Origin of the sequence: Streptomyces sp. NPDC002779 (assembly GCF_042888685.1) — a bacterium.
In the GTDB taxonomy this organism is placed as follows: domain Bacteria; phylum Actinomycetota; class Actinomycetes; order Streptomycetales; family Streptomycetaceae; genus Streptomyces.
Genome location: NZ_JBIAQC010000001.1, coordinates 360,407 through 379,911, shown reverse-complemented (window position 1 = coordinate 379,911; position 19,505 = coordinate 360,407). Strand labels below are relative to the sequence as shown.

The 19,505-nt window shown below is 69.2% G+C and carries 18 protein-coding genes; all 18 read left to right on the top strand.

Annotated elements, in window-relative coordinates:
- The first annotated feature begins 7 nt into the window (after positions 1-7).
- The 18 genes from rho (at position 8) to atpD (ending at position 19,435) form a co-directional block, all read left to right on the top strand.
- Positions 8-2,029 (top strand): transcription termination factor Rho, encoded by a 2,022-nt coding sequence (rho, locus tag ACFYW5_RS01680; RefSeq protein WP_389414940.1) that lies wholly within the window; start codon positions 8-10, stop codon positions 2,027-2,029.
- 129 nt (positions 2,030-2,158) lie between these two features.
- Positions 2,159-3,922, top strand: coding sequence for a trypsin-like serine protease (locus ACFYW5_RS01675; protein WP_389415615.1), 1,764 nt, complete (start codon positions 2,159-2,161; stop codon positions 3,920-3,922).
- A gap of 205 nt (positions 3,923-4,127) precedes the next feature.
- A complete protein-coding gene (locus tag ACFYW5_RS01670) occupies positions 4,128-5,267 on the top strand; it encodes an LCP family protein (protein ID WP_389414939.1) in 1,140 nt (379 codons plus the stop codon).
- Between the two features lie 170 nt (positions 5,268-5,437).
- A complete protein-coding gene (rpmE, locus tag ACFYW5_RS01665) occupies positions 5,438-5,659 on the top strand; it encodes a 50S ribosomal protein L31 (protein WP_016438250.1) in 222 nt (73 codons plus the stop codon).
- 103 nt (positions 5,660-5,762) lie between these two features.
- Positions 5,763-6,839, top strand: a complete 1,077-nt coding sequence (gene prfA / locus ACFYW5_RS01660) for a peptide chain release factor 1 (RefSeq protein ID WP_389414938.1) — start codon at positions 5,763-5,765, stop codon at positions 6,837-6,839.
- A 31-nt stretch (positions 6,840-6,870) separates the two neighbouring features.
- Complete coding sequence (gene prmC / locus ACFYW5_RS01655; protein WP_328873844.1) at positions 6,871-7,716, top strand: peptide chain release factor N(5)-glutamine methyltransferase; 846 nt, start codon at positions 6,871-6,873, stop codon at positions 7,714-7,716.
- A gap of 49 nt (positions 7,717-7,765) precedes the next feature.
- Positions 7,766-8,413, top strand: coding sequence for an L-threonylcarbamoyladenylate synthase (locus ACFYW5_RS01650; protein ID WP_383312239.1), 648 nt, complete (start codon positions 7,766-7,768; stop codon positions 8,411-8,413).
- Entirely contained in the window at positions 8,410-9,078 is a 669-nt protein-coding gene (locus ACFYW5_RS01645; RefSeq protein WP_389414937.1) for a protein-tyrosine-phosphatase, read from the top strand. The genes ACFYW5_RS01650 and ACFYW5_RS01645 overlap by 4 nt, the downstream gene beginning before the upstream one ends.
- Positions 9,079-9,144: 66 nt before the next feature.
- Positions 9,145-10,383 carry a serine hydroxymethyltransferase gene (gene glyA, locus ACFYW5_RS01640; RefSeq protein WP_389414936.1) on the top strand — a complete coding sequence of 413 codons (1,239 nt, stop codon included), beginning with the start codon at positions 9,145-9,147 and terminating at the stop codon, positions 10,381-10,383.
- Positions 10,384-10,512: 129 nt separating this feature from the next.
- On the top strand, positions 10,513-11,856 hold the full coding sequence (locus ACFYW5_RS01635) for an MraY family glycosyltransferase (protein ID WP_389414935.1): 1,344 nt from the start codon (positions 10,513-10,515) through the stop codon (positions 11,854-11,856).
- A 296-nt stretch (positions 11,857-12,152) separates the two neighbouring features.
- Entirely contained in the window at positions 12,153-12,590 is a 438-nt protein-coding gene (locus tag ACFYW5_RS01630) for a hypothetical protein (protein WP_389414934.1), read from the top strand.
- A 273-nt stretch (positions 12,591-12,863) separates the two neighbouring features.
- Positions 12,864-13,634, top strand: a complete 771-nt coding sequence (gene atpB, locus ACFYW5_RS01625) for a F0F1 ATP synthase subunit A (RefSeq protein ID WP_389415614.1) — start codon at positions 12,864-12,866, stop codon at positions 13,632-13,634.
- A gap of 76 nt (positions 13,635-13,710) precedes the next feature.
- Entirely contained in the window at positions 13,711-13,947 is a 237-nt protein-coding gene (locus tag ACFYW5_RS01620; RefSeq protein ID WP_186284969.1) for a F0F1 ATP synthase subunit C, read from the top strand.
- 38 nt (positions 13,948-13,985) lie between these two features.
- On the top strand, positions 13,986-14,534 hold the full coding sequence (locus ACFYW5_RS01615; RefSeq protein ID WP_389414933.1) for a F0F1 ATP synthase subunit B: 549 nt from the start codon (positions 13,986-13,988) through the stop codon (positions 14,532-14,534).
- The gene (locus tag ACFYW5_RS01610) at positions 14,531-15,346 is read left to right on the top strand and encodes a F0F1 ATP synthase subunit delta (protein WP_389414932.1); all 816 of its coding nucleotides are present in this window, start codon (positions 14,531-14,533) and stop codon (positions 15,344-15,346) included. Before ACFYW5_RS01615 ends, ACFYW5_RS01610 begins: the two co-directional genes overlap by 4 nt.
- Before the next feature lie 123 nt (positions 15,347-15,469).
- Positions 15,470-17,059 carry a F0F1 ATP synthase subunit alpha gene (gene atpA, locus ACFYW5_RS01605; protein WP_389414931.1) on the top strand — a complete coding sequence of 530 codons (1,590 nt, stop codon included), beginning with the start codon at positions 15,470-15,472 and terminating at the stop codon, positions 17,057-17,059.
- A 21-nt stretch (positions 17,060-17,080) separates the two neighbouring features.
- On the top strand, positions 17,081-17,998 hold the full coding sequence (locus ACFYW5_RS01600) for a F0F1 ATP synthase subunit gamma (protein ID WP_250076005.1): 918 nt from the start codon (positions 17,081-17,083) through the stop codon (positions 17,996-17,998).
- Entirely contained in the window at positions 17,999-19,435 is a 1,437-nt protein-coding gene (gene atpD / locus ACFYW5_RS01595) for a F0F1 ATP synthase subunit beta (RefSeq protein ID WP_389414930.1), read from the top strand.
- Positions 19,436-19,505: the final 70 nt, after the last annotated feature.

Below are 19,505 nucleotides of genomic sequence, written 5' to 3'. Positions count from 1 at the left end.
ACCCTTCGTGAGCGACACCACCGATCTGATGGGCGCACGTGTCGAGGAGACCGCTGCCGCGCCCGCCACGGACGCCTCCGCGCCTGCCACCGGTGCCGGCTCCCGGCGGCGCCGCGGTACCGGCCTCGAGGGCATGGTGCTGGCCGAGCTGCAGCAGGTCGCATCCGGCCTCGGCATCAGGGGCACCGCGCGTATGCGCAAGAGCCAGCTGATCGAGGTCATCAAGGAAGCGCAGGCGGGAGGAGGTGCCGCGGCCCCCAAGGCCGACGCCACCGAGACCAAGCCCAAGCGCCGGGCCACCTCCAAGGCCCGTACCGGCGACGACGCGCCCGCCAAGAAGGCGGCGAAGGCCGAGGCGCCCGCCGAGCAGGCCGTGGCGCAGCAGCAGATCGAGATCCCCGGCCAGCCGGCCTCCGACGACGCCCCCGCGGAGCGCCGTCGCCGCCGTGCCACCGCCGAGGCCGGCGCCCCCGTGGCCGCCGCGCCCGAGACGGTCGCCGCCGAGGCCAAGAGCGAGCCGAAGGCCGAGACCCCGGCGCAGCCGCAGGGCGACGCCGGTGACGGCGGCGAGGGCCGCCGCCGCGACCGCCGTGAGCGCGGCCGGGACCGCGACCGTGGCGACCGCGGTGACCGTGGTGGCGACCGCGGTGGTGACCGCGGTGACCGTCGCAAGGGTGACGACCAGCAGGGCGGCCAGCGCGGCCAGCAGCAGGGCCAGCAGCAGGGCGGCGGCCGTCAGGACCGCGACCGTGACCGCCAGCAGCAGCAGCAGGACGACGACGACTTCGAGGGCGGCCGTCGTGGCCGTCGCGGGCGTTACCGCGACCGCCGTGGCCGTCGTGGCCGCGACGAGATGGGCAGCGCCCAGGAGCCGCAGATCAACGAGGACGACGTCCTGATCCCCGTCGCGGGCATCCTCGACATCCTCGACAACTACGCCTTCATCCGCACCTCGGGCTACCTCCCGGGGCCCAACGACGTGTACGTCTCCCTCGCCCAGGTCCGCAAGAACGGCCTGCGCAAGGGCGACCACGTCACCGGTGCCGTGCGCCAGCCGAAGGAAGGCGAGCGCCGCGAGAAGTTCAACGCGCTGGTCCGCCTCGACTCCGTCAACGGCATGGCGCCCGAACACGGCCGTGGCCGCCCGGAGTTCAACAAGCTCACCCCGCTGTACCCGCAGGACCGGCTCCGTCTGGAGACGGACCCGGGCATCCTCACCACCCGCATCATCGACCTCGTCGCGCCGATCGGTAAGGGCCAGCGCGGTCTGATCGTGGCCCCGCCGAAGACCGGCAAGACCATGATCATGCAGGCGATCGCCAACGCGATCACGCACAACAACCCCGAGTGCCACCTGATGGTCGTCCTCGTCGACGAGCGTCCCGAAGAGGTCACCGACATGCAGCGGTCGGTGAAGGGCGAGGTCATCTCCTCGACCTTCGACCGCCCGGCCGAGGACCACACCACGGTCGCCGAGCTGGCCATCGAGCGGGCCAAGCGTCTGGTGGAGCTGGGCCACGACGTCGTCGTGCTGCTCGACTCGATCACGCGTCTGGGCCGTGCGTACAACCTCGCCGCCCCCGCCTCCGGCCGCATCCTGTCCGGCGGTGTCGACTCGACCGCGCTGTACCCGCCGAAGCGCTTCTTCGGTGCGGCGCGCAACATCGAGGACGGTGGCTCGCTCACCATCCTGGCGACGGCTCTCGTCGACACCGGGTCCCGCATGGACGAGGTGATCTTCGAGGAGTTCAAGGGCACGGGCAACGCCGAGCTGAAGCTCGACCGCAAGCTCGCGGACAAGCGGATCTTCCCGGCGGTGGACGTCGACGCGTCCGGTACCCGTAAGGAAGAGATCCTGCTCGCCCCCGACGAGCTGGCCATCGTCTGGAAGCTGCGCCGGGTGCTGCACGCGCTCGACCAGCAGCAGGCGGTGGAGCTGCTGCTCGACAAGATGAAGCAGACGAAGTCGAACGCCGAGTTCCTGATGCAGATCCAGAAGACGACGCCGACCCCCGGCAACGGTGACTAGTCGCCGCTGAGTCGTAGCGAAGAGGGCCGCCCTTGGTTCAAGGGCGGCCCTCTTCGCTGTTGTCCCCCCGGGGTACGATCGCGCTCTTCGAACTTGTGATCCCTAGGGGGGACATTCGTGGGTACACCCATGTCCGGGGGCGGGCGGCACAGACGCCGGCTGCGGATCGCCCTGCCCGTCGCGGCCGCCGGTGTCGCCGCGGCCGTCGCCGGCGCGCTGCTGACCTCGTCCGCCGGGGCCGCCTCCGCGCAGCCGAACCCGCCGGCCATGCCGAGCGCCGCCTCTCCCTCGCCCGCCGAGCTGGAGCAGCGCGTCCTGGGCGCCGCCGCCCACGAGGACACCGCCGGCGTCTCGTCGGCCAAGTCGTCGTACAGCGGCTCCGGCACGGTCGACGCGAAGATCATCGGTGGCACCACGACCACCATCACGAACGCGCCGTGGATGGCCCAGCTCTGGTACCAGGACGAGACGAACGGCGTCTACTTCTTCTGCGGCGGCACGGTCGTCTCGCCGACGAAGATCCTCACCGCCGCGCACTGCGTCCAGGGCTACAACTGGAAGGCGTACGGAGCCGTCGTCACCGGCGCCACCCAGCTCCCCGACGGCGACCTGAACGGCGGCACCGCCACCGCCGTCCACCGCCAGTGGAACCACCCCTCCTACAGCTCGCGGACGATCGATAACGACATCGCGGTGCTCACCCTGGCCCAGCCGGTCAAGGCCACCCCGATCCGGATGGCGACGTCCACCGAGACCGCCGCCTACGCGGCCGGCACCAGCGCCAAGGTCTACGGCTGGGGCCGCACCACCTCCACCGACCAGAACGTCTCCCAGACGCTGAAGACGGCCACCCTGCCGATCCAGTCCGACGCCACCTGCGCCGCCTTCTACGGCGCCGACTTCGTCAAGGGCCACATGGTCTGCGCGGGCAAGCCCGCCAGCGGCAGCGACAGCGGCACCACCACCGCCTGCAACGGCGACTCCGGCGGCCCGCTGATCGTCGACAACCGCATCGTGGGCGTCGTCTCCTGGGGCGTGCAGGACTGTGTCGCCAAGGGCGCCTACAGCGTCTTCGCCAAGGTGAGGACCTACGTCGGCGCGACCTACCCGCGCGTGGACGACACCAACCTGAGCGGGGACCACAAGGCCGACCTGTGGGTGCGCAACGCCTCCACCAAGACCGGCTACGAGAAGGACTCCCAGGGCACCTCCTTCGGCGCCCGTGAGTCCTGGGGCAACTGGGGCGCCTACAACGTCGTCCTCCAGAACGACCTGAACCGGGACGGCTACCAGGACCTGCTGGTCCGCCGCGGCTCCGACGGTGACGTCTTCTGGAAGCACTGGGTGCCCGTGAGCGGCTCCTGGGCCACCACGAAGGTCGCCGACAACTGGAAGACCCGCACCCGCATCGTCACCCCCGGCGATGTCACCGGCGACTACCTGCCCGACCTGCTGTCCGTGGACTCCGCCGGGAAGCTGTGGCTCTACCCGGGCAAGGGCAACGGCACCTTCGCGAGCCGCGTCCAGGTCGGCAGCGGCACCGGCTGGAGCCAGTACGACGTCCTGGTCGGCCACGGTGACTTCTCGGGCGACGGCCGGACCGACCTGATCGCGCGCACCCGCAGCAACGGCGCCGTGTACGTGTACCAGGGCACCGGATCGGCCTCGGCGCCGTTCTCGTCCCGGGTGAAGGTGCGCACCTGGAGCACCTCGACGTACAACAAGGTCGCCACCGTCGGCGACGTCACCGGCGACGGCCGGGCCGATCTGCTGGCCCGCACCCCCGGCGGCACGCTCTACCTGTACAAGGGCACCGGCAAGGCCACCAGCGAGATCTTCGCCACAAGGATCTCCGTGGGCACCGATTTCAAGCAATACGACATCTTCGCCTGAAACCGCAGGTGACAGGCGTCCGCCCGGATGGCCGCCGTACGCACTGTGGCCACCTTTTCACAGGGTGGCCACAGTGCGTTGTGCAACCCTTTCCCGAGTTTCGCCGTCTGACCTGGCGGAGCGACGATGGAGCGGTACGGGTCTTCCAGACCACGCCTGACCCTGAAAGCAGGGGGTAACCGACCGGACGAGAACCGAGGAGCACATGTCCGCCGAGAGCACGCCGGAGTCCGGCATAGCGGGTGACACCGCCGCGGACGGCCCGGGCCCCCGCGCCAAGGGCCACCGCCGCAAGCCCCGCGACAAGCGTCCCAAGAGCCTGCTGATCATGGCCTGGACCGCCGCGGGCATCGTCGTCCTGGGCGGCACCGGAGCCGGCTTCCTGTACTTCAAGCTCAACGGCAACATCAACAGCGTCGACATCGACCAGGTCCTCGGCACCGACCGCCCGGAGAAGGTGGACAACGGCTCCGAGAACATCCTGGTGCTCGGCTCCGACACCCGCTCAGGCAGCAACCAGGACCTGGGCGGCGGCGCCGACGACGGCAGCGCCCGCTCCGACACCGCGATGATCGTGCACGTGTACAAGGGCCACCAGAAGGCCAGCGTGGTCTCCATCCCGCGGGACACCCTCATCGACCGCCCCGAGTGCACCGACGCCGACGGCGGCACCCACGACGCCGCGAGCGGCGTGATGTTCAACTCGGCGTACACCACCGGCGGCGCGGCCTGCGCGGTCAAGACCGTCGAGTCGATCACGAACCTGCGCATGGACCACTACCTGGAGGTCGACTTCAGCGGCTTCCAGAAGCTGGTCGACGACCTCGGCGGCGTGGACATCACCACCACCGAGGACATCAAGGACCCCGACAGCCATCTGGACCTGAAGGCCGGCACCCACACGCTCACCGGCGAGCAGGCGCTCGGCCTGGTGCGCACCCGGCACGGCGTCGGCGACGGCTCGGACCTCGGCCGGATCCAGCTCCAGCAGGCCTTCATCAAGGCGCTGATCAACCAGGTCAAGGAGGTCGGCGTCTTCACCAACCCGAAGAAGCTGTACGACCTGGCCGACACCGCGACCAGCACCATCACCACCGACTCCGACCTGGACTCGGTCAACAAGCTCATGTCCTTCGCAGGCGGCCTCAAGGGCATCAGCTCCTCGGACATGACGATGGTCACGATGCCCGTGCAGTACGACACGGCCGACGGCAACCGCGTCCTGGTGGACGAGAAGAAGGCGAAGCTGGTCTGGAAGGCCCTGAAGAAGGACCAGGCGATTCCCGAGGCGGCCACGGAAGGCACGGCCACCGGCCAGGCCAAGGACGTCGTGAGCGCCGGCTAGGGGCGCGGGGAACCGCGCGACCAGCCCTCACGGACCCGCGGGGAATACCCGACAGCCACCCCTCGTTTTGGGGGATGGCCCCAGTCCTGGCAGACTGGTACGTCGGCTCCGGTTCACGCCTCCGCATCCCGCGGCTGCGACCCGGCGCCCTCCCGAAACTAGGAGACACCTTGAAGCGCGACATCCACCCCGAGTACGTCGAGACGCAGGTCAGCTGCACCTGTGGCGCGTCGTTCACCACCCGCAGCACGATCTCCAGCGGCACCGTCCGTGCCGAGGTCTGCTCCGAGTGCCACCCGTTCTACACGGGCAAGCAGAAGATCCTCGACACCGGTGGCCGTGTGGCCCGCTTCGAGGCCCGCTTCGGCAAGGCTGCCGGCTCCAAGAAGTAGCGAGCCCCATTTCGCCGGTCCGCGGCCGCGCCCTCCACAGGCGTGCCGGGACCGGCGTTTTTGGTCGTCCGCCCTTCACCCACGTACGTACAGGAGCCCAGAGATGTTCGAGGCCGTCGAGGAACTCGTCGTCGAGCACGCCGACCTGGAGAAGAAGCTCTCCGACCCGTCGGTCCACTCCGACCAGGCCAACGCGCGCAAGCTGAACAAGCGCTACGCCGAGCTCACCCCGATCGTCGCCACGTACCGCTCCTGGAAGCAGACCGGCGACGACATGGAGACCGCGCGCGAACTGGGCGCCGACGACCCGGAGTTCGCCGCCGAGGTCAAGGAGCTGGACAAGCAGCGCGAGGAGCTGACGGAGAAGCTGCGGCTGCTGCTGGTCCCGCGCGACCCGAATGACGACAAGGACGTCATTCTGGAGATCAAGGCGGGCGCCGGCGGCGACGAGTCCGCGCTCTTCGCGGGCGACCTGCTGCGCATGTACCTGCGCTACGCCGAGCGCGTCGGCTGGAAGACCGAGATCATCGACGCCACCGAGTCCGAGCTCGGCGGCTACAAGGACGTCCAGGTCGCCGTGAAGACCAAGGGCGGCCAGGGCGCCACCGAGCCCGGCCAGGGCGTGTGGGCGCGGCTGAAGTACGAGGGCGGTGTGCACCGCGTGCAGCGCGTCCCGGCGACCGAGTCCCAGGGCCGTATCCACACCTCCGCGGCCGGTGTGCTGGTCACGCCCGAGGCGGAGGAGGTCGACGTCGAGATCAACCCCAACGACCTGCGGATCGACGTGTACCGCTCCTCCGGCCCCGGCGGGCAGTCCGTCAACACCACGGACTCCGCCGTGCGCATCACACACCTCCCCACCGGAGTGGTCGCATCCTGCCAGAACGAGAAGAGCCAGCTGCAGAACAAGGAGCAGGCACTGCGTATCCTGCGCTCCAGGCTGCTCGCCGCGGCGCAGGAGGAGGCGGAGAAGGAAGCCGCCGACGCCCGCCGCAGCCAGGTCCGCACCGTCGACCGCTCCGAGAAGATCCGTACGTACAACTTCCCGGAGAATCGCCTCTCGGACCACCGCGTCGGCTTCAAGGCGTACAACCTGGACCAGGTCCTGGACGGCGATCTCGACGCGGTGATCCAGGCCTGCGTCGACGCGGACTCGGCCGCCAAGCTCGCAGCCGCGTAAGGCACGGAGACCTGAGGACCGGAGGACGAGCGTGAACCTGCTGCTCGCGGAGGTGGCACAGGCCACCCAGCGGCTCGCCGACGCCGGCGTGCCCTCGCCGCGCAACGACGCGGAGGAGCTCGCCGCGTTCGTGCACGGCGTGAAGCGGGGCGAGCTGCACTCGGTGCGGGACGCCGACTTCGACGCCCGGTACTGGGAGGTCATCGCCCGCCGTGAGCAGCGCGAGCCGCTCCAGCACATCACCGGCCGCGCCTTCTTCCGCTACCTGGAACTCCAGGTCGGCCCCGGCGTCTTCGTGCCCCGCCCCGAGACCGAGTCGGTCGTCGGCTGGGCCATAGACGCCGTACGCGCCATGGACGTCGTGGAGCCGCTCATCGTCGACCTGTGCACGGGCTCGGGTGCCATCGCGCTCGCCCTCGCCCAGGAGGTCCCGCGCTCCCGGGTGCACGCCGTGGAGCTGTCCGAGGACGCCCTGCGGTGGACCCGCAAGAACATGGAGGGGTCCCGCGTCGACCTGCGTCAGGGCAACGCCCTCGACGCCTTCCCCGACCTGGACGGCCAGGTCGACCTGGTCATCTCCAATCCGCCGTACATCCCCCTCACGGAGTGGGAGTACGTGGCGCCCGAGGCACGCGACTACGATCCCGAACTCGCCCTGTTCTCCGGGGAGGACGGCCTCGAGCTCATCCGCGGCCTGGAGCGCACCGCGCACCGGCTGCTGCGCCCCGGGGGCGTCGTCGTCATCGAGCACGCCGACACCCAGGGCGGCCAGGTGCCGTGGATCTTCACCGAGGAGCGGGGCTGGGCCGACGCGGCCGATCACCCGGACCTCAACAACCGGCCGCGCTTCGCCACCGCCCGCAAGGCGCTGCCGTGAGCACCCCCATGACCCATCAGCAGTACGTGTACGAGGAGGCCCGCTAGACATGGCACGGCGATACGACACCAATGACGCGACCGACCGCACGACCGGTCTGCGTGAAGCCGCGTCCGCCGTCCGCCGTGGCGAGCTCGTGGTCCTCCCGACCGACACGGTGTACGGCATCGGCGCCGACGCGTTCTCCAAGGAGGCCGTGGGCGATCTGCTGGACGCCAAGGGCCGGGGCCGCAACATGCCCACCCCCGTTCTCATCGGCTCCCCGAACACCCTGCACGGCCTGGTCACCGACTTCTCCGAGCTGGCCTGGGAGCTGGTCGACGCGTTCTGGCCGGGCGCGCTCACCCTGGTCGCCAGGCACCAGCCGTCCCTCCAGTGGGACCTGGGCGACACCCGCGGCACCGTCGCCGTGCGGATGCCGCTGCACCCGGTGGCGATCGAGCTGCTGACCGACGTCGGCCCGATGGCGGTCTCCTCGGCGAACCTGACCGGGCACCCGGCGCCGGAGGACTGCGACGCGGCCCAGGGCATGCTCGGCGACTCCGTCTCCGTGTACCTCGACGGCGGGCCCACGCCCGGCAACATCCCGTCGTCGATCGTCGACGTCACCCGCGAGGTGCCGCTGCTGCTGCGCGAGGGCGCCCTCTCGCCGGACGAGCTGCGCAAGGTCGTACCCGACCTCGAGGTGGCGAATTGACAGCCCCTGACGCGGGGCGTGGCATAGGCAACGGGGAAGAGACCACCACCTTCGGGCTCCCGAGGGACAGCTTCCGCATCCTCCACGTCAGCACCGGCAACGTGTGCCGCTCGCCGATCACCGAGCGGCTGACCCGTCATGCCCTCGCGGACCGGCTCGGCGACCCGTTGTGGGGCGGGCTGATCGTGGAGAGCGCGGGCACCTGGGGCCATGAGGGCGCGCCCATGGAGGCCAACGCGGAGACCGTCCTCGCCGACTTCGGCGCCGACCCCTCCGGCTTCGTCGGGCGGGAGCTCCTCGACGACCATGTGATCCGCGCGGACCTGGTGCTGACCGCGACCCGCGACCACCGGGCCCAGGTCATCTCGATGGGCCACTCGGCGGGCCTGCGCACCTTCACCCTGAAGGAGTTCACCCGCCTGGTGCGGGCCATCGACCCGGCGACCCTGCCCCCGCTGGAGGACGGCGTCGTCGCCCGCGCCCGCGCCCTGGTCCGCGCCGCGGCCGCGCTCCGCGGGTGGCTGCTGGCCCCGACGGCGGAGGCCGACGAGGTCTTCGACCCGTACGGCGCCCCCCTGCCGTTCTTCCGCTCCATCGGGGACGAGATACACGAGGCCCTGGATCCGGTGGTCACCGCGCTGACCGGAGTGCCCGCGCGGACGTGAGCGAGCGGGCGGCGAACACCGGGCCTACATTGGTGCTACGTCACCGTCGACGCCCCGGAGCCCACCATGTCGGTCACCCCTGTCCTAGAGGCCGATGTCCTGCGTCGGCAGGATCCCGAGCTGGCGGAGATCCTGCTCGGTGAGCGGGAGCGGCAGGCGACCACCCTGCAGCTGATCGCCGCCGAGAACTTCACCTCGCCGGCCGTACTGGCCGCGCTCGGTTCCCCCCTCGCCAACAAGTACGCCGAGGGCTACCCCGGTGCCCGGCACCACGGCGGCTGCGAGATCGTCGACGTCGCCGAGCGGATCGCGGTGGACCGCGCCAAGGCGCTGTTCGGTGCCGAGCACGCCAACGTGCAGTCCCACTCCGGGTCTTCGGCCGTCCTCGCCGCCTACGCGGCCCTGCTGCGCCCCGGCGACACCGTCCTCGCCCTCGGCCTGCCCTACGGCGGCCATCTCACCCACGGTTCGCCCGCCAACTTCTCCGGCCGCTGGTTCGACTTCGTCCCCTACGGCGTCGACGCCGAGACCGGCCTCCTCGACCACGACCAGGTGCGCGCCCTCGCGCGCGGCCACCGGCCCAAGGCGATCGTGTGCGGCTCCATCGCCTACCCCCGGCACATCGACTACGCCTTCTTCCGCGAGGTCGCCGACGAGGTGGGCGCCTATCTCATCGCCGACGCCGCCCACCCCATCGGGCTCGTCGCCGGGGGAGCGGCGCCCAGCCCGGTGCCGTACGCCGACATCGTGTGCGCCGTCACCCACAAGGTGCTGCGCGGACCGCGCGGCGGGATGATCCTGTGCGGCGCGGAGCTCGCCGAGCGGGTCGACCGGGCCGTGTTCCCCTTCACCCAGGGCGGCGCGCAGATGCACACCATCGCCGCCAAGGCCGTCGCGTTCGGCGAGGCGGCGACACCGGCCTTCACCGCGTACGCCCATCAGGTGGTCGCCAACGCGCGAGCCCTCGCGGCCGGTCTCGCCGCCGAGGGCCTCGTCGTCACCACCGGCGGCACCGACACCCACCTGATCACCGCCGACCCCGCCCCGCTCGGTGCCGACGGCCGCACCGCCCGCGGTCTGCTCGCCGCGGCCGGGATCGTCCTGGACTGCTGCGCCCTGCCGCACGGCGACGCCCGCGGCCTGCGCCTGGGGGCGGCGGCGGTGACCACCCAGGGCATGGGGGAGAAGGAGATGGCCCGGATCGCCGCCCTGCTGGCGGGGGTGGTGCGCGGGGAGTCGGACGTCGTGCGCACGCGGGCGGAAGTGCGGGACCTGGCCGGGGCATTTCCGCCCTATCCGGGCTGAGCCGGGGTAGACGCACTCGTGTGCACAGCCTCACGTGCAACCATCGTCGCTACCCGGAAGTCCCCAACCATATGCGCGCCTCGCTAGGGTGTGGGGCTGAGATGGCCAGCGAGACCTGTGGGGAAGCCCGTGCGTGAATACCTGCTGACGCTCTGCATCACGGCCGCGGTGACGTACCTGCTCACAGGGCCGGTGCGGAAGTTCGCGATCGTGGCCGGGGCGATGCCGGAGATCCGGGCACGTGACGTGCACCGGGAACCCACTCCGCGGCTCGGCGGTATCGCCATGTTCTTCGGGCTGTGCGCGGGCCTGCTGGTCGCCGACCACCTGGCGAACCTCAGCACCGTCTTCGACAACTCCAACGAACCGCGCGCGCTGCTCTCGGGCGCCGCGCTGATCTGGCTGATCGGTGTCCTGGACGACAAGTTCGAGATCGACGCCCTGATCAAGCTGGGCGGCCAGATGATCGCCGCCGGCGTGATGGTCATGCAGGGTCTGACCATCCTGTGGCTGCCCATCCCGGGCGTCGGTTCGGTCGCGCTGACCCAGTGGCAGGGCACCCTGCTCACGGTCGCGCTGGTCGTCATCACCATCAACGCCGTGAACTTCGTCGACGGCCTCGACGGCCTCGCGGCCGGCATGGTGTGCATCGCGTCGGCGGCGTTCTTCCTCTACGCCTACCGGGTCTGGGTGTCCTACGGCATCGAGGCCGCCGCCCCGGCCACCCTGTTCTCGGCGATCCTCATGGGCATGTGCCTGGGCTTCCTGCCGCACAACATGCACCCGGCGCGGATCTTCATGGGCGACTCCGGGTCGATGCTGATCGGCCTGGTGCTCGCCGCGGGCGCGATCTCCATCACCGGACAGGTCGACCCGGACGCGCTGAAGCTGTTCGCCGGGTCCGAGAAGGCGGCCGTGCACCAGACGGTGCCGGTCTACATCCCGCTGCTGCTGCCGCTGACCATCATCGCGATCCCGGCCGCCGACCTGGTGCTGGCGATCGTGCGCCGCACCTGGCGGGGCCAGTCCCCGTTCGCGGCCGACCGGGGGCATCTGCACCACCGGCTGCTGGAGATCGGCCACTCCCACAGCCGGGCCGTTCTGATCATGTACTTCTGGTCGGCGCTGATCGCGTTCGGCGCCCTGGCCTACTCGGTGAACTCGGCGTCCATGTGGATCGTGCTCGGCATCGTGTTCCTCAGCGCCATCGGCCTGGCCCTGCTCCTGCTGCCGCGCTTCACGCCGCGCACCCCGAGGTGGGCCCAGGCCTTCGTGCCGCCGCGCTACCGGCGCCCCGCGGCCGTGTCGGAACCGGCGGCGGCCACCCGTCAGACGCCGGGCGGCGAGGGCGACCCGGCGGAGGCGGAGCCGCGCACTCCGGTGGCGGCCGGGGCCGCCCGAGTCAACGGCGCGACCGCGCTCGGCGCCCGTTCGCGCTTCCTGGACCGGCGTAAGGCCGGATCGTCGCGCTGACGGCAAGGTAAGAATCTGACTAGAGCATTGCCAAACCGTGGGGGAACGAAGTCCCCCAATACCAGACAAAGGGGCGAGGTTCCTGCACATACGCGCGCTGTCACTCTCATGTGTGACACCGAGCACACCCGGCAGGTAAAGACCTCATCAAATAGTTTGTGATACGGTTCACGAGAACCCCGGATAGAGCCGAAGGACCGCAGTGCGACGGCCCATCGGAGTGAGGTTCTCTCTCAGCCCGGGATTACGCTCGTCCATGACGACACCCCTCCCCCTGTGAAAGCGGAGTTGCCGCCATGCCGTCCAATGACGCCCGGAATCTTCTGCAGATCGCTGTGCCCACAGCGGCTGCCGGCGCGATTGTCGTCGCCGTCAGCGCTGCGGTCGCCGGTGGCAAGGGCGCGCTGGGTGCGGCGATCGGCACACTGCTGGCCATCCTCTTCATGGGAATCGGTCTGTACGTTCTCCAGTGGACGGCAAAAACGCTCCCGCAGCTGTTCCAGGCCATGGGGCTGATGCTCTATGTCGCCCAGCTCCTGCTGCTCCTGATCTTCGTCGCCCTCTTCAAGGACACCTCTCTCTTCAATGCGAAGGCGTTCGCGGTCTCGCTCGTCGTCGCAACCGTCGTGTGGATGGCCGCGCAGGCACGCGCGCACATGAAGGCCAAGATCTTCTACATCGACCCGGACTCCGCGAAGAGTGAGAAGACCGAGAAGACAGGGCCGTCGACGTGAGGGGTAGGGGCGGGATAAAGGCCTGGGGGAACTCCTGCTATCGTCCGGTGCCAACTGCGGCATCGCGGGCGCGGGCATCTGAGCTGACGCCTGCTCGATCGCGAGGCTTGATGCCCCAGAGCCGCCCTCACATCCGTAACACCAGTCCGGTGCCGACCCGCGGCTGCGCGCCGCGCCGACACAACGAGGTTGCCGTACCCATGCGTCACGCCGAAGGAGCCCGCGGTGAGTGCTGACCAGACCCAGCTCGCCTTTGACTGGAGCTGTCGGATCATGTCCGACAACGGGTGTGGTTTTCCGGCTCCGGGCCTGTACTCGTTCCTCTTCAAGCCGATCGCCACGGTAGGCGGGTTCGAGTTCAACAAGGTGATGCTGCTCGCGCTCATCACCACCCTCCTTGTCGTCAGCTTCTTCTGGGCTGCGTTCGGCAAGGCCAAGGTCGTCCCGGGCAAGCTGCAGATGGTCGGCGAGGCCGGTTACGACTTCGTGCGCCGCGGCATCGTGTACGAGACCCTCGGCAAGAAGGAGGGCGAGAAGTACGTCCCCCTGATGGTCTCGCTGTTCTTCTTCATCTGGATCATGAACATCTGGTCCGTGATCCCGCTGGCGCAGTTCCCGGTGTCGTCGATCATCGCGTACCCGATCGTGCTGGCGCTCATCGTCTACATCGTGTGGATGTCGCTGACCTTCAAGAGGCACGGCTTCGTCGGCGGCCTGAAGAACCTCACCGGTTACGACAAGGAGCTCGGCGCGGTCCTGCCGCTCGTCGTCGTCATCGAGTTCTTCTCGAACGTCCTGGTCCGCCCGTTCACGCACGCGGTCCGACTGTTCGCGAACATGTTCGCCGGCCACCTGATGCTGGTCATGTTCACCGTCGCCTCCTGGTACCTGCTGAACAGCTGGATGATCCCGGCGGCCGGCGTCTCCTTCGTCATGACCATCGTCATGATCCTCTTCGAGCTTTTCGTGCAGGCGGTCCAGGCGTACGTCTTCGTGCTCCTCGCCTGCTCGTACATCCAGGGCGCTCTCGCCGAGCACCACTGAGCCCCAACCCGCCCGCACACCCCCAGTCGTCCGGTGGCCAACCCCCACCGGTCCGCAAAGAGAAGGAAGTTACAGCATGTCCGCTGTGCAGCTTGCCGCTGAGGTCTCCGGTTCCCTCGGTTCCATCGGCTACGGTCTCGCCGCCATCGGCCCCGGCGTCGGCGTCGGCATCATCTTCGGTAACGGCACGCAGGCTCTCGCCCGCCAGCCCGAGGCTGCCGGTCTGATCCGCGCCAACCAGATCCTGGGCTTCGCCTTCTGTGAGGCTCTCGCCCTCATCGGCATCGTTATGCCGTTCGTGTTCGGTAAGTGATCAACCCTTACTGACACGAATCGACGAAAGGCACTGATGTGATCGCCAACCTGGTACAGCTGGCGGCCGAGGAAGAGCAGAACCCGCTCATCCCGCCCGGCCCCGAGCTGCTCGTCGGCACCATCGCCTTCGCCATCGTGTTCTTCTTCTTCTGGAAGAAGCTGCTTCCGAACATCAACAAGGTTCTGGAGGAGCGCCGCGCGGCGATCGAAGGCGGTATCGAAGAGGCCGAGGCCATGAAGGTCGAGGCCCAGAGCGTCCTTGAGCAGTACAAGGCACAGCTCGCCGAGGCCCGGCACGAGGCCGCGCGTCTGCGCCAGGAGGCGCAGGAGCAGGGTGCCGCGCTCATCGCCGAGATGCGTGCGGAAGGCCAGCGGCAGCGCGAGGAGATCGTCGCCGCGGGTCACTCCCAGATCGACGCCGACCGCAAGGCCGCCGCTTCCGCGCTGCGCCAGGACGTCGGCAAGCTCGCCACCGACCTGGCCGGCAAGCTCGTCGGCGAGTCCCTCGAGGACCACGCCCGCCAGAGCCGTGTCATCGACCGCTTCCTCGACGAGCTCGAGGAGAAGGCCGAGGCCACGCGATGAACGGAGCGAGCCGCGAGGCCCTGGCAGCCGCACGTGAGCGTCTCGACGCGCTGACGGACAACACGTCCGTGGACGCGGCGCAGCTCGCCGGCGAGCTGGCGGCCGTCACCGCGCTGCTCGACCGCGAGGTGTCGCTGCGTCGGGTCCTCACCGACCCGGCGCAGGCCGGTGAGGCCAAGGCCGAGCTGGCCCGGCGCCTGCTCGGCGGCCAGGTCAGCGGCGAGACCGCCGACCTGCTGGCCGGTCTGGTGCGCTCCCGCTGGTCGCAGTCCCGCGACCTGGTGTACGCACTGGAGCAGCTGGCGGACACCGCCGACCTCACCGCCGCGCAGCGGACGGGCACCCTCGACAACGTCGAGGACGAGCTCTTCCGGTTCGGCCGGATCGTCTCCTCGAGCACCGAGCTGCGTGCCGCGCTGACCAACCGTGCGGCCACCGGTTCGGCCAAGAGCGAGCTGCTGCGCAGCCTGCTCGGCGGACGGGCCGATGCGACCACCGAGCGTCTGGTGACGCGCCTTGTGACCGCGCCGCGTGGACGTAGCCTGGAGACGGGCCTCGAGTCCCTGTCCAAGCTCGCCGCCGAGCGCCGGGACCGCATGGTCGCCGTCGTCACCTCGGCGGTACCGCTGAGCGACGGCCAGAAGCAGCGCCTCGGCGCCGCGCTGGCGAAGCTCTACGGCCGCCGCATGCACCTCAACCTCGACGTGGACCCGGCGGTCCTCGGCGGGATCCGGGTGCAGGTCGGTGACGAGGTCATCAACGGCTCCCTCGCCGACCGTATCGAGGACGCCGGCCGCCGACTGGCGAGCTAGCGCAACTTCATAGCAGTACGTACTTACGACGGCCCTGGTTGGGCCGTACAGAAGAATCCTGGGGGTCGCCCCCAGACCCCCAAAGTGAAACTTCGGGCCCAACAAGGAGAGCAGGGAACCCAGATGGCGGAGCTCACGATCCGGCCGGAGGAGATCCGGGACGCACTGGAGACCTTCGTCCAGTCGTACAAGCCGGACGCGGCCTCGCGCGAGGAGGTCGGTACGGTCACCCTTGCCGGCGACGGCATCGCGAAGGTCGAGGGTCTGCCCTCGGCCATGGCCAACGAACTGCTGAAGTTCGAGGACGGCACCCTCGGCCTCGCGCTCAACCTGGAAGAGCGCGAGATCGGCGCCATCGTCCTCGGTGAGTTCAGCGGTATCGAGGAGGGACAGCCGGTCTCCCGTACCGGTGAGGTCCTCTCCGTGGCCGTCGGCGAGGGCTACCTCGGCCGTGTCGTCGACCCCCTCGGCAACCCGATCGACGGCCTCGGCGAGATCGAGACCAGCGGCCGACGCGCCCTCGAGCTGCAGGCTCCGGGCGTCATGGCCCGTAAGTCGGTGCACGAGCCGATGGAGACCGGCTACAAGGCCGTCGACGCGATGACCCCGATCGGCCGCGGTCAGCGTCAGCTGATCATCGGTGACCGCCAGACCGGCAAGACCGCCCTGGCCGTCGACACGATCATCAACCAGCGCGACAACTGGCGTTCGGGCGACCCGAAGAAGCAGGTCCGCTGCATCTACGTCGCCATCGGCCAGAAGGGCTCGACGATCGCGTCGGTCCGCCGCGCGCTGGAGGAGAACGGCGCGCTGGAGTACACGACCATCGTCGCCGCCCCGGCGTCCGACCCGGCCGGCTTCAAGTACCTGGCGCCGTACACCGGCTCGGCCATCGGTCAGCAGTGGATGTACGAGGGCAAGCACGTCCTCATCATCTTCGACGACCTGTCGAAGCAGGCGGACGCCTACCGTGCCGTGTCGCTGCTGCTGCGCCGTCCGCCGGGCCGTGAGGCCTACCCGGGTGACGTCTTCTACCTGCACTCCCGTCTGCTGGAGCGCTGCGCGAAGCTCTCCGACGAGATGGGCGCCGGCTCGATGACCGGTCTGCCGATCGTCGAGACCAAGGCCAACGACGTCTCGGCGTTCATCCCGACCAACGTCATCTCCATCACCGACGGCCAGTGCTTCCTGGAGTCGGACCTGTTCAACGCCGGTCAGCGCCCCGCGCTGAACGTCGGTATCTCCGTCTCCCGAGTCGGTGGTTCCGCGCAGCACAAGGCGATGAAGCAGGTCTCCGGCCGACTGCGCGTCGACCTCGCCCAGTTCCGTGAGCTGGAGGCCTTCGCCGCCTTCGGTTCCGACCTGGACGCCGCGTCGAAGGCGCAGCTGGAGCGCGGTCAGCGCATGGTCGAGCTGCTGAAGCAGGCTCAGTACCAGCCGATGTCCACCGAGGACCAGGTCGTCTCCGTGTGGGCGGGTACCACCGGCAAGATGGACGACGTGCCGGTCAACGACGTCCGCCGCTTCGAGAAGGAGCTGCTGGAGTACCTGCACCGCAAGGAGCAGGGCCTCATGACCTCCATCAGGGAGGGCGGCAAGCTCTCGGACGACACCCTCACCGCTGTTGCCGACGCGATCGCCGACTTCAAGAAGCAGTTCGAGACCTCGGACGGCAGGCTTCTCGGCGAGGACGCTCCGGCCGCCGCCAAGTGACGTAAGGAAGGGACCTGACTCATGGGAGCCCAGCTCCGGGTCTACAAGCGTCGCATCCGATCCGTCACCGCGACCAAGAAGATCACGAAGGCGATGGAGATGATCGCCGCCTCGCGCGTCGTCAAGGCGCAGCGTAAGGTGGCGGCCTCCACGCCGTACGCGAAGGAACTGACCCGCGCGGTCACGGCGGTCGGTACCGGCTCGAACACCAAGCACCCGCTGACCACCCAGGCCGAGACGGTCACGCGGTCCGCGGTGCTGCTCCTGACGAGCGACCGTGGTCTCGCCGGTGCCTTCAACTCCAACGCCATCAAGGCGGCGGAGCTGCTGACCGAGCGCCTGGAGCGCGAGGGCAAGCAGGTCGACACGTACATCGTCGGCCGGCGTGGCCTGGCGCACTACAACTTCCGTGAGCGCAAGGTCTCGGAGTCGTGGACCGGGTTCACGGACGAGCCGACGTACGCGGACGCCAAGAAGGTCGCGGCGCCGCTCATCGAGGCCATCCAGCAGGACACGGCCGAGGGCGGGGTGGACGAGCTCCACATCGTCTTCACCGAGTTCGTCTCGATGATGACGCAGACGGCGCTCGACGACCGTCTGCTGCCGCTCAGCCTCGAAGAGGTCGCGCAGGAGGCCGCGCCGAAGGGCGAGATCCTCCCGCTGTACGACTTCGAGCCGTCGGCGGAGGACGTCCTCGACGCCCTGCTGCCGCGCTATGTGGAGAGCCGTGTCTACAACGCGCTCCTGCAGTCGGCCGCCTCCAAGCACGCCGCCACGCGGCGCGCGATGAAGTCGGCCACCGACAACGCCGGAGAGCTCATCGAGACGCTCTCCCGGCTTGCGAACGCGGCCCGCCAGGCCGAAATCACCCAGGAAATCAGCGAGATCGTCGGTGGCTCCGCAGCCTTGGCCGACGCGAGCGCGGGGAGTGACAGGTAAATGACGACGACAGTTGAGACGGCCGCTGCCACGGGCCGCGTCGCCCGGGTCATCGGCCCGGTCGTCGACGTGGAGTTCCCCGTCGACGCGATGCCCGAGATTTACAACGCCCTCCACGTCGAGGTGGCCGACCCGGCCAACGCCGGCGAGAGGAAGACGCTGACCCTGGAGGTCGCCCAGCACCTGGGTGACGGCCTGGTGCGCACCATCTCCATGCAGCCCACCGACGGTCTGGTCCGCCAGGCCGCCGTCACCGACACCGGCACGGGCATCACCGTCCCGGTCGGCGACTTCACCAAGGGCAAGGTGTTCAACACCCTCGGTGAGGTGCTGAACGTCGACGAGTCCTACGACGGTGAGCGCTGGACCATCCACCGCAAGGCGCCGAACTTCGACGAGCTCGAGTCGAAGACCGAGATGTTCGAGACCGGCGTCAAGGTCATCGACCTTCTCACCCCGTACGTCAAGGGTGGAAAGATCGGTCTGTTCGGTGGTGCCGGCGTCGGCAAGACGGTGCTCATCCAGGAGATGATCTACCGCGTCGCCAACAACCACGACGGTGTGTCGGTGTTCGCCGGTGTCGGTGAGCGCACCCGTGAGGGCAACGACCTGATCGAGGAGATGTCGGAGTCCGGCGTCATCGACAAGACCGCGCTGGTCTTCGGTCAGATGGACGAGCCCCCGGGCACCCGTCTGCGCGTGGCCCTGGCCGGTCTGACCATGGCGGAGTACTTCCGCGATGTGCAGAAGCAGGACGTGCTGTTCTTCATCGACAACATCTTCCGCTTCACCCAGGCCGGTTCCGAGGTGTCGACCCTGCTCGGCCGGATGCCCTCCGCGGTGGGTTACCAGCCGAACCTGGCCGACGAGATGGGTCTCCTCCAGGAGCGCATCACCTCGACCCGTGGTCACTCGATCACCTCGATGCAGGCGATCTACGTCCCCGCGGACGACCTGACCGACCCGGCCCCGGCCACCACCTTCGCCCACCTCGACGCGACGACGGTTCTGTCCCGTCCGATCTCCGAGAAGGGCATCTACCCGGCCGTGGACCCGCTGGACTCCACGTCCCGCATCCTGGACCCGCGCTACATCGCGCAGGAGCACTACGACGCCGCCATGCGCGTCAAGACGATCCTGCAGAAGTACAAGGACCTCCAGGACATCATCGCGATCCTCGGTATCGACGAGCTCGGCGAGGAGGACAAGCTCGTCGTCCACCGTGCCCGTCGCGTGGAGCGCTTCCTGTCCCAGAACACCCACGTCGCCAAGCAGTTCACCGGCGTCGACGGGTCGGACGTCCCGCTGGACGAGTCGATCGCGGCCTTCAACGCGATCTGCGACGGCGAGTACGACCACTTCCCGGAGCAGGCGTTCTTCATGTGCGGTGGTCTCGAGGACCTGAAGAAGAACGCGAAGGAGCTGGGCGTCTCCTGAGCCTCGCGCTCTTGCGGAGGGGGCGGGGCACGTCCCGCCCCCTCCGTCACGCCCACTAGACTTGTAACCA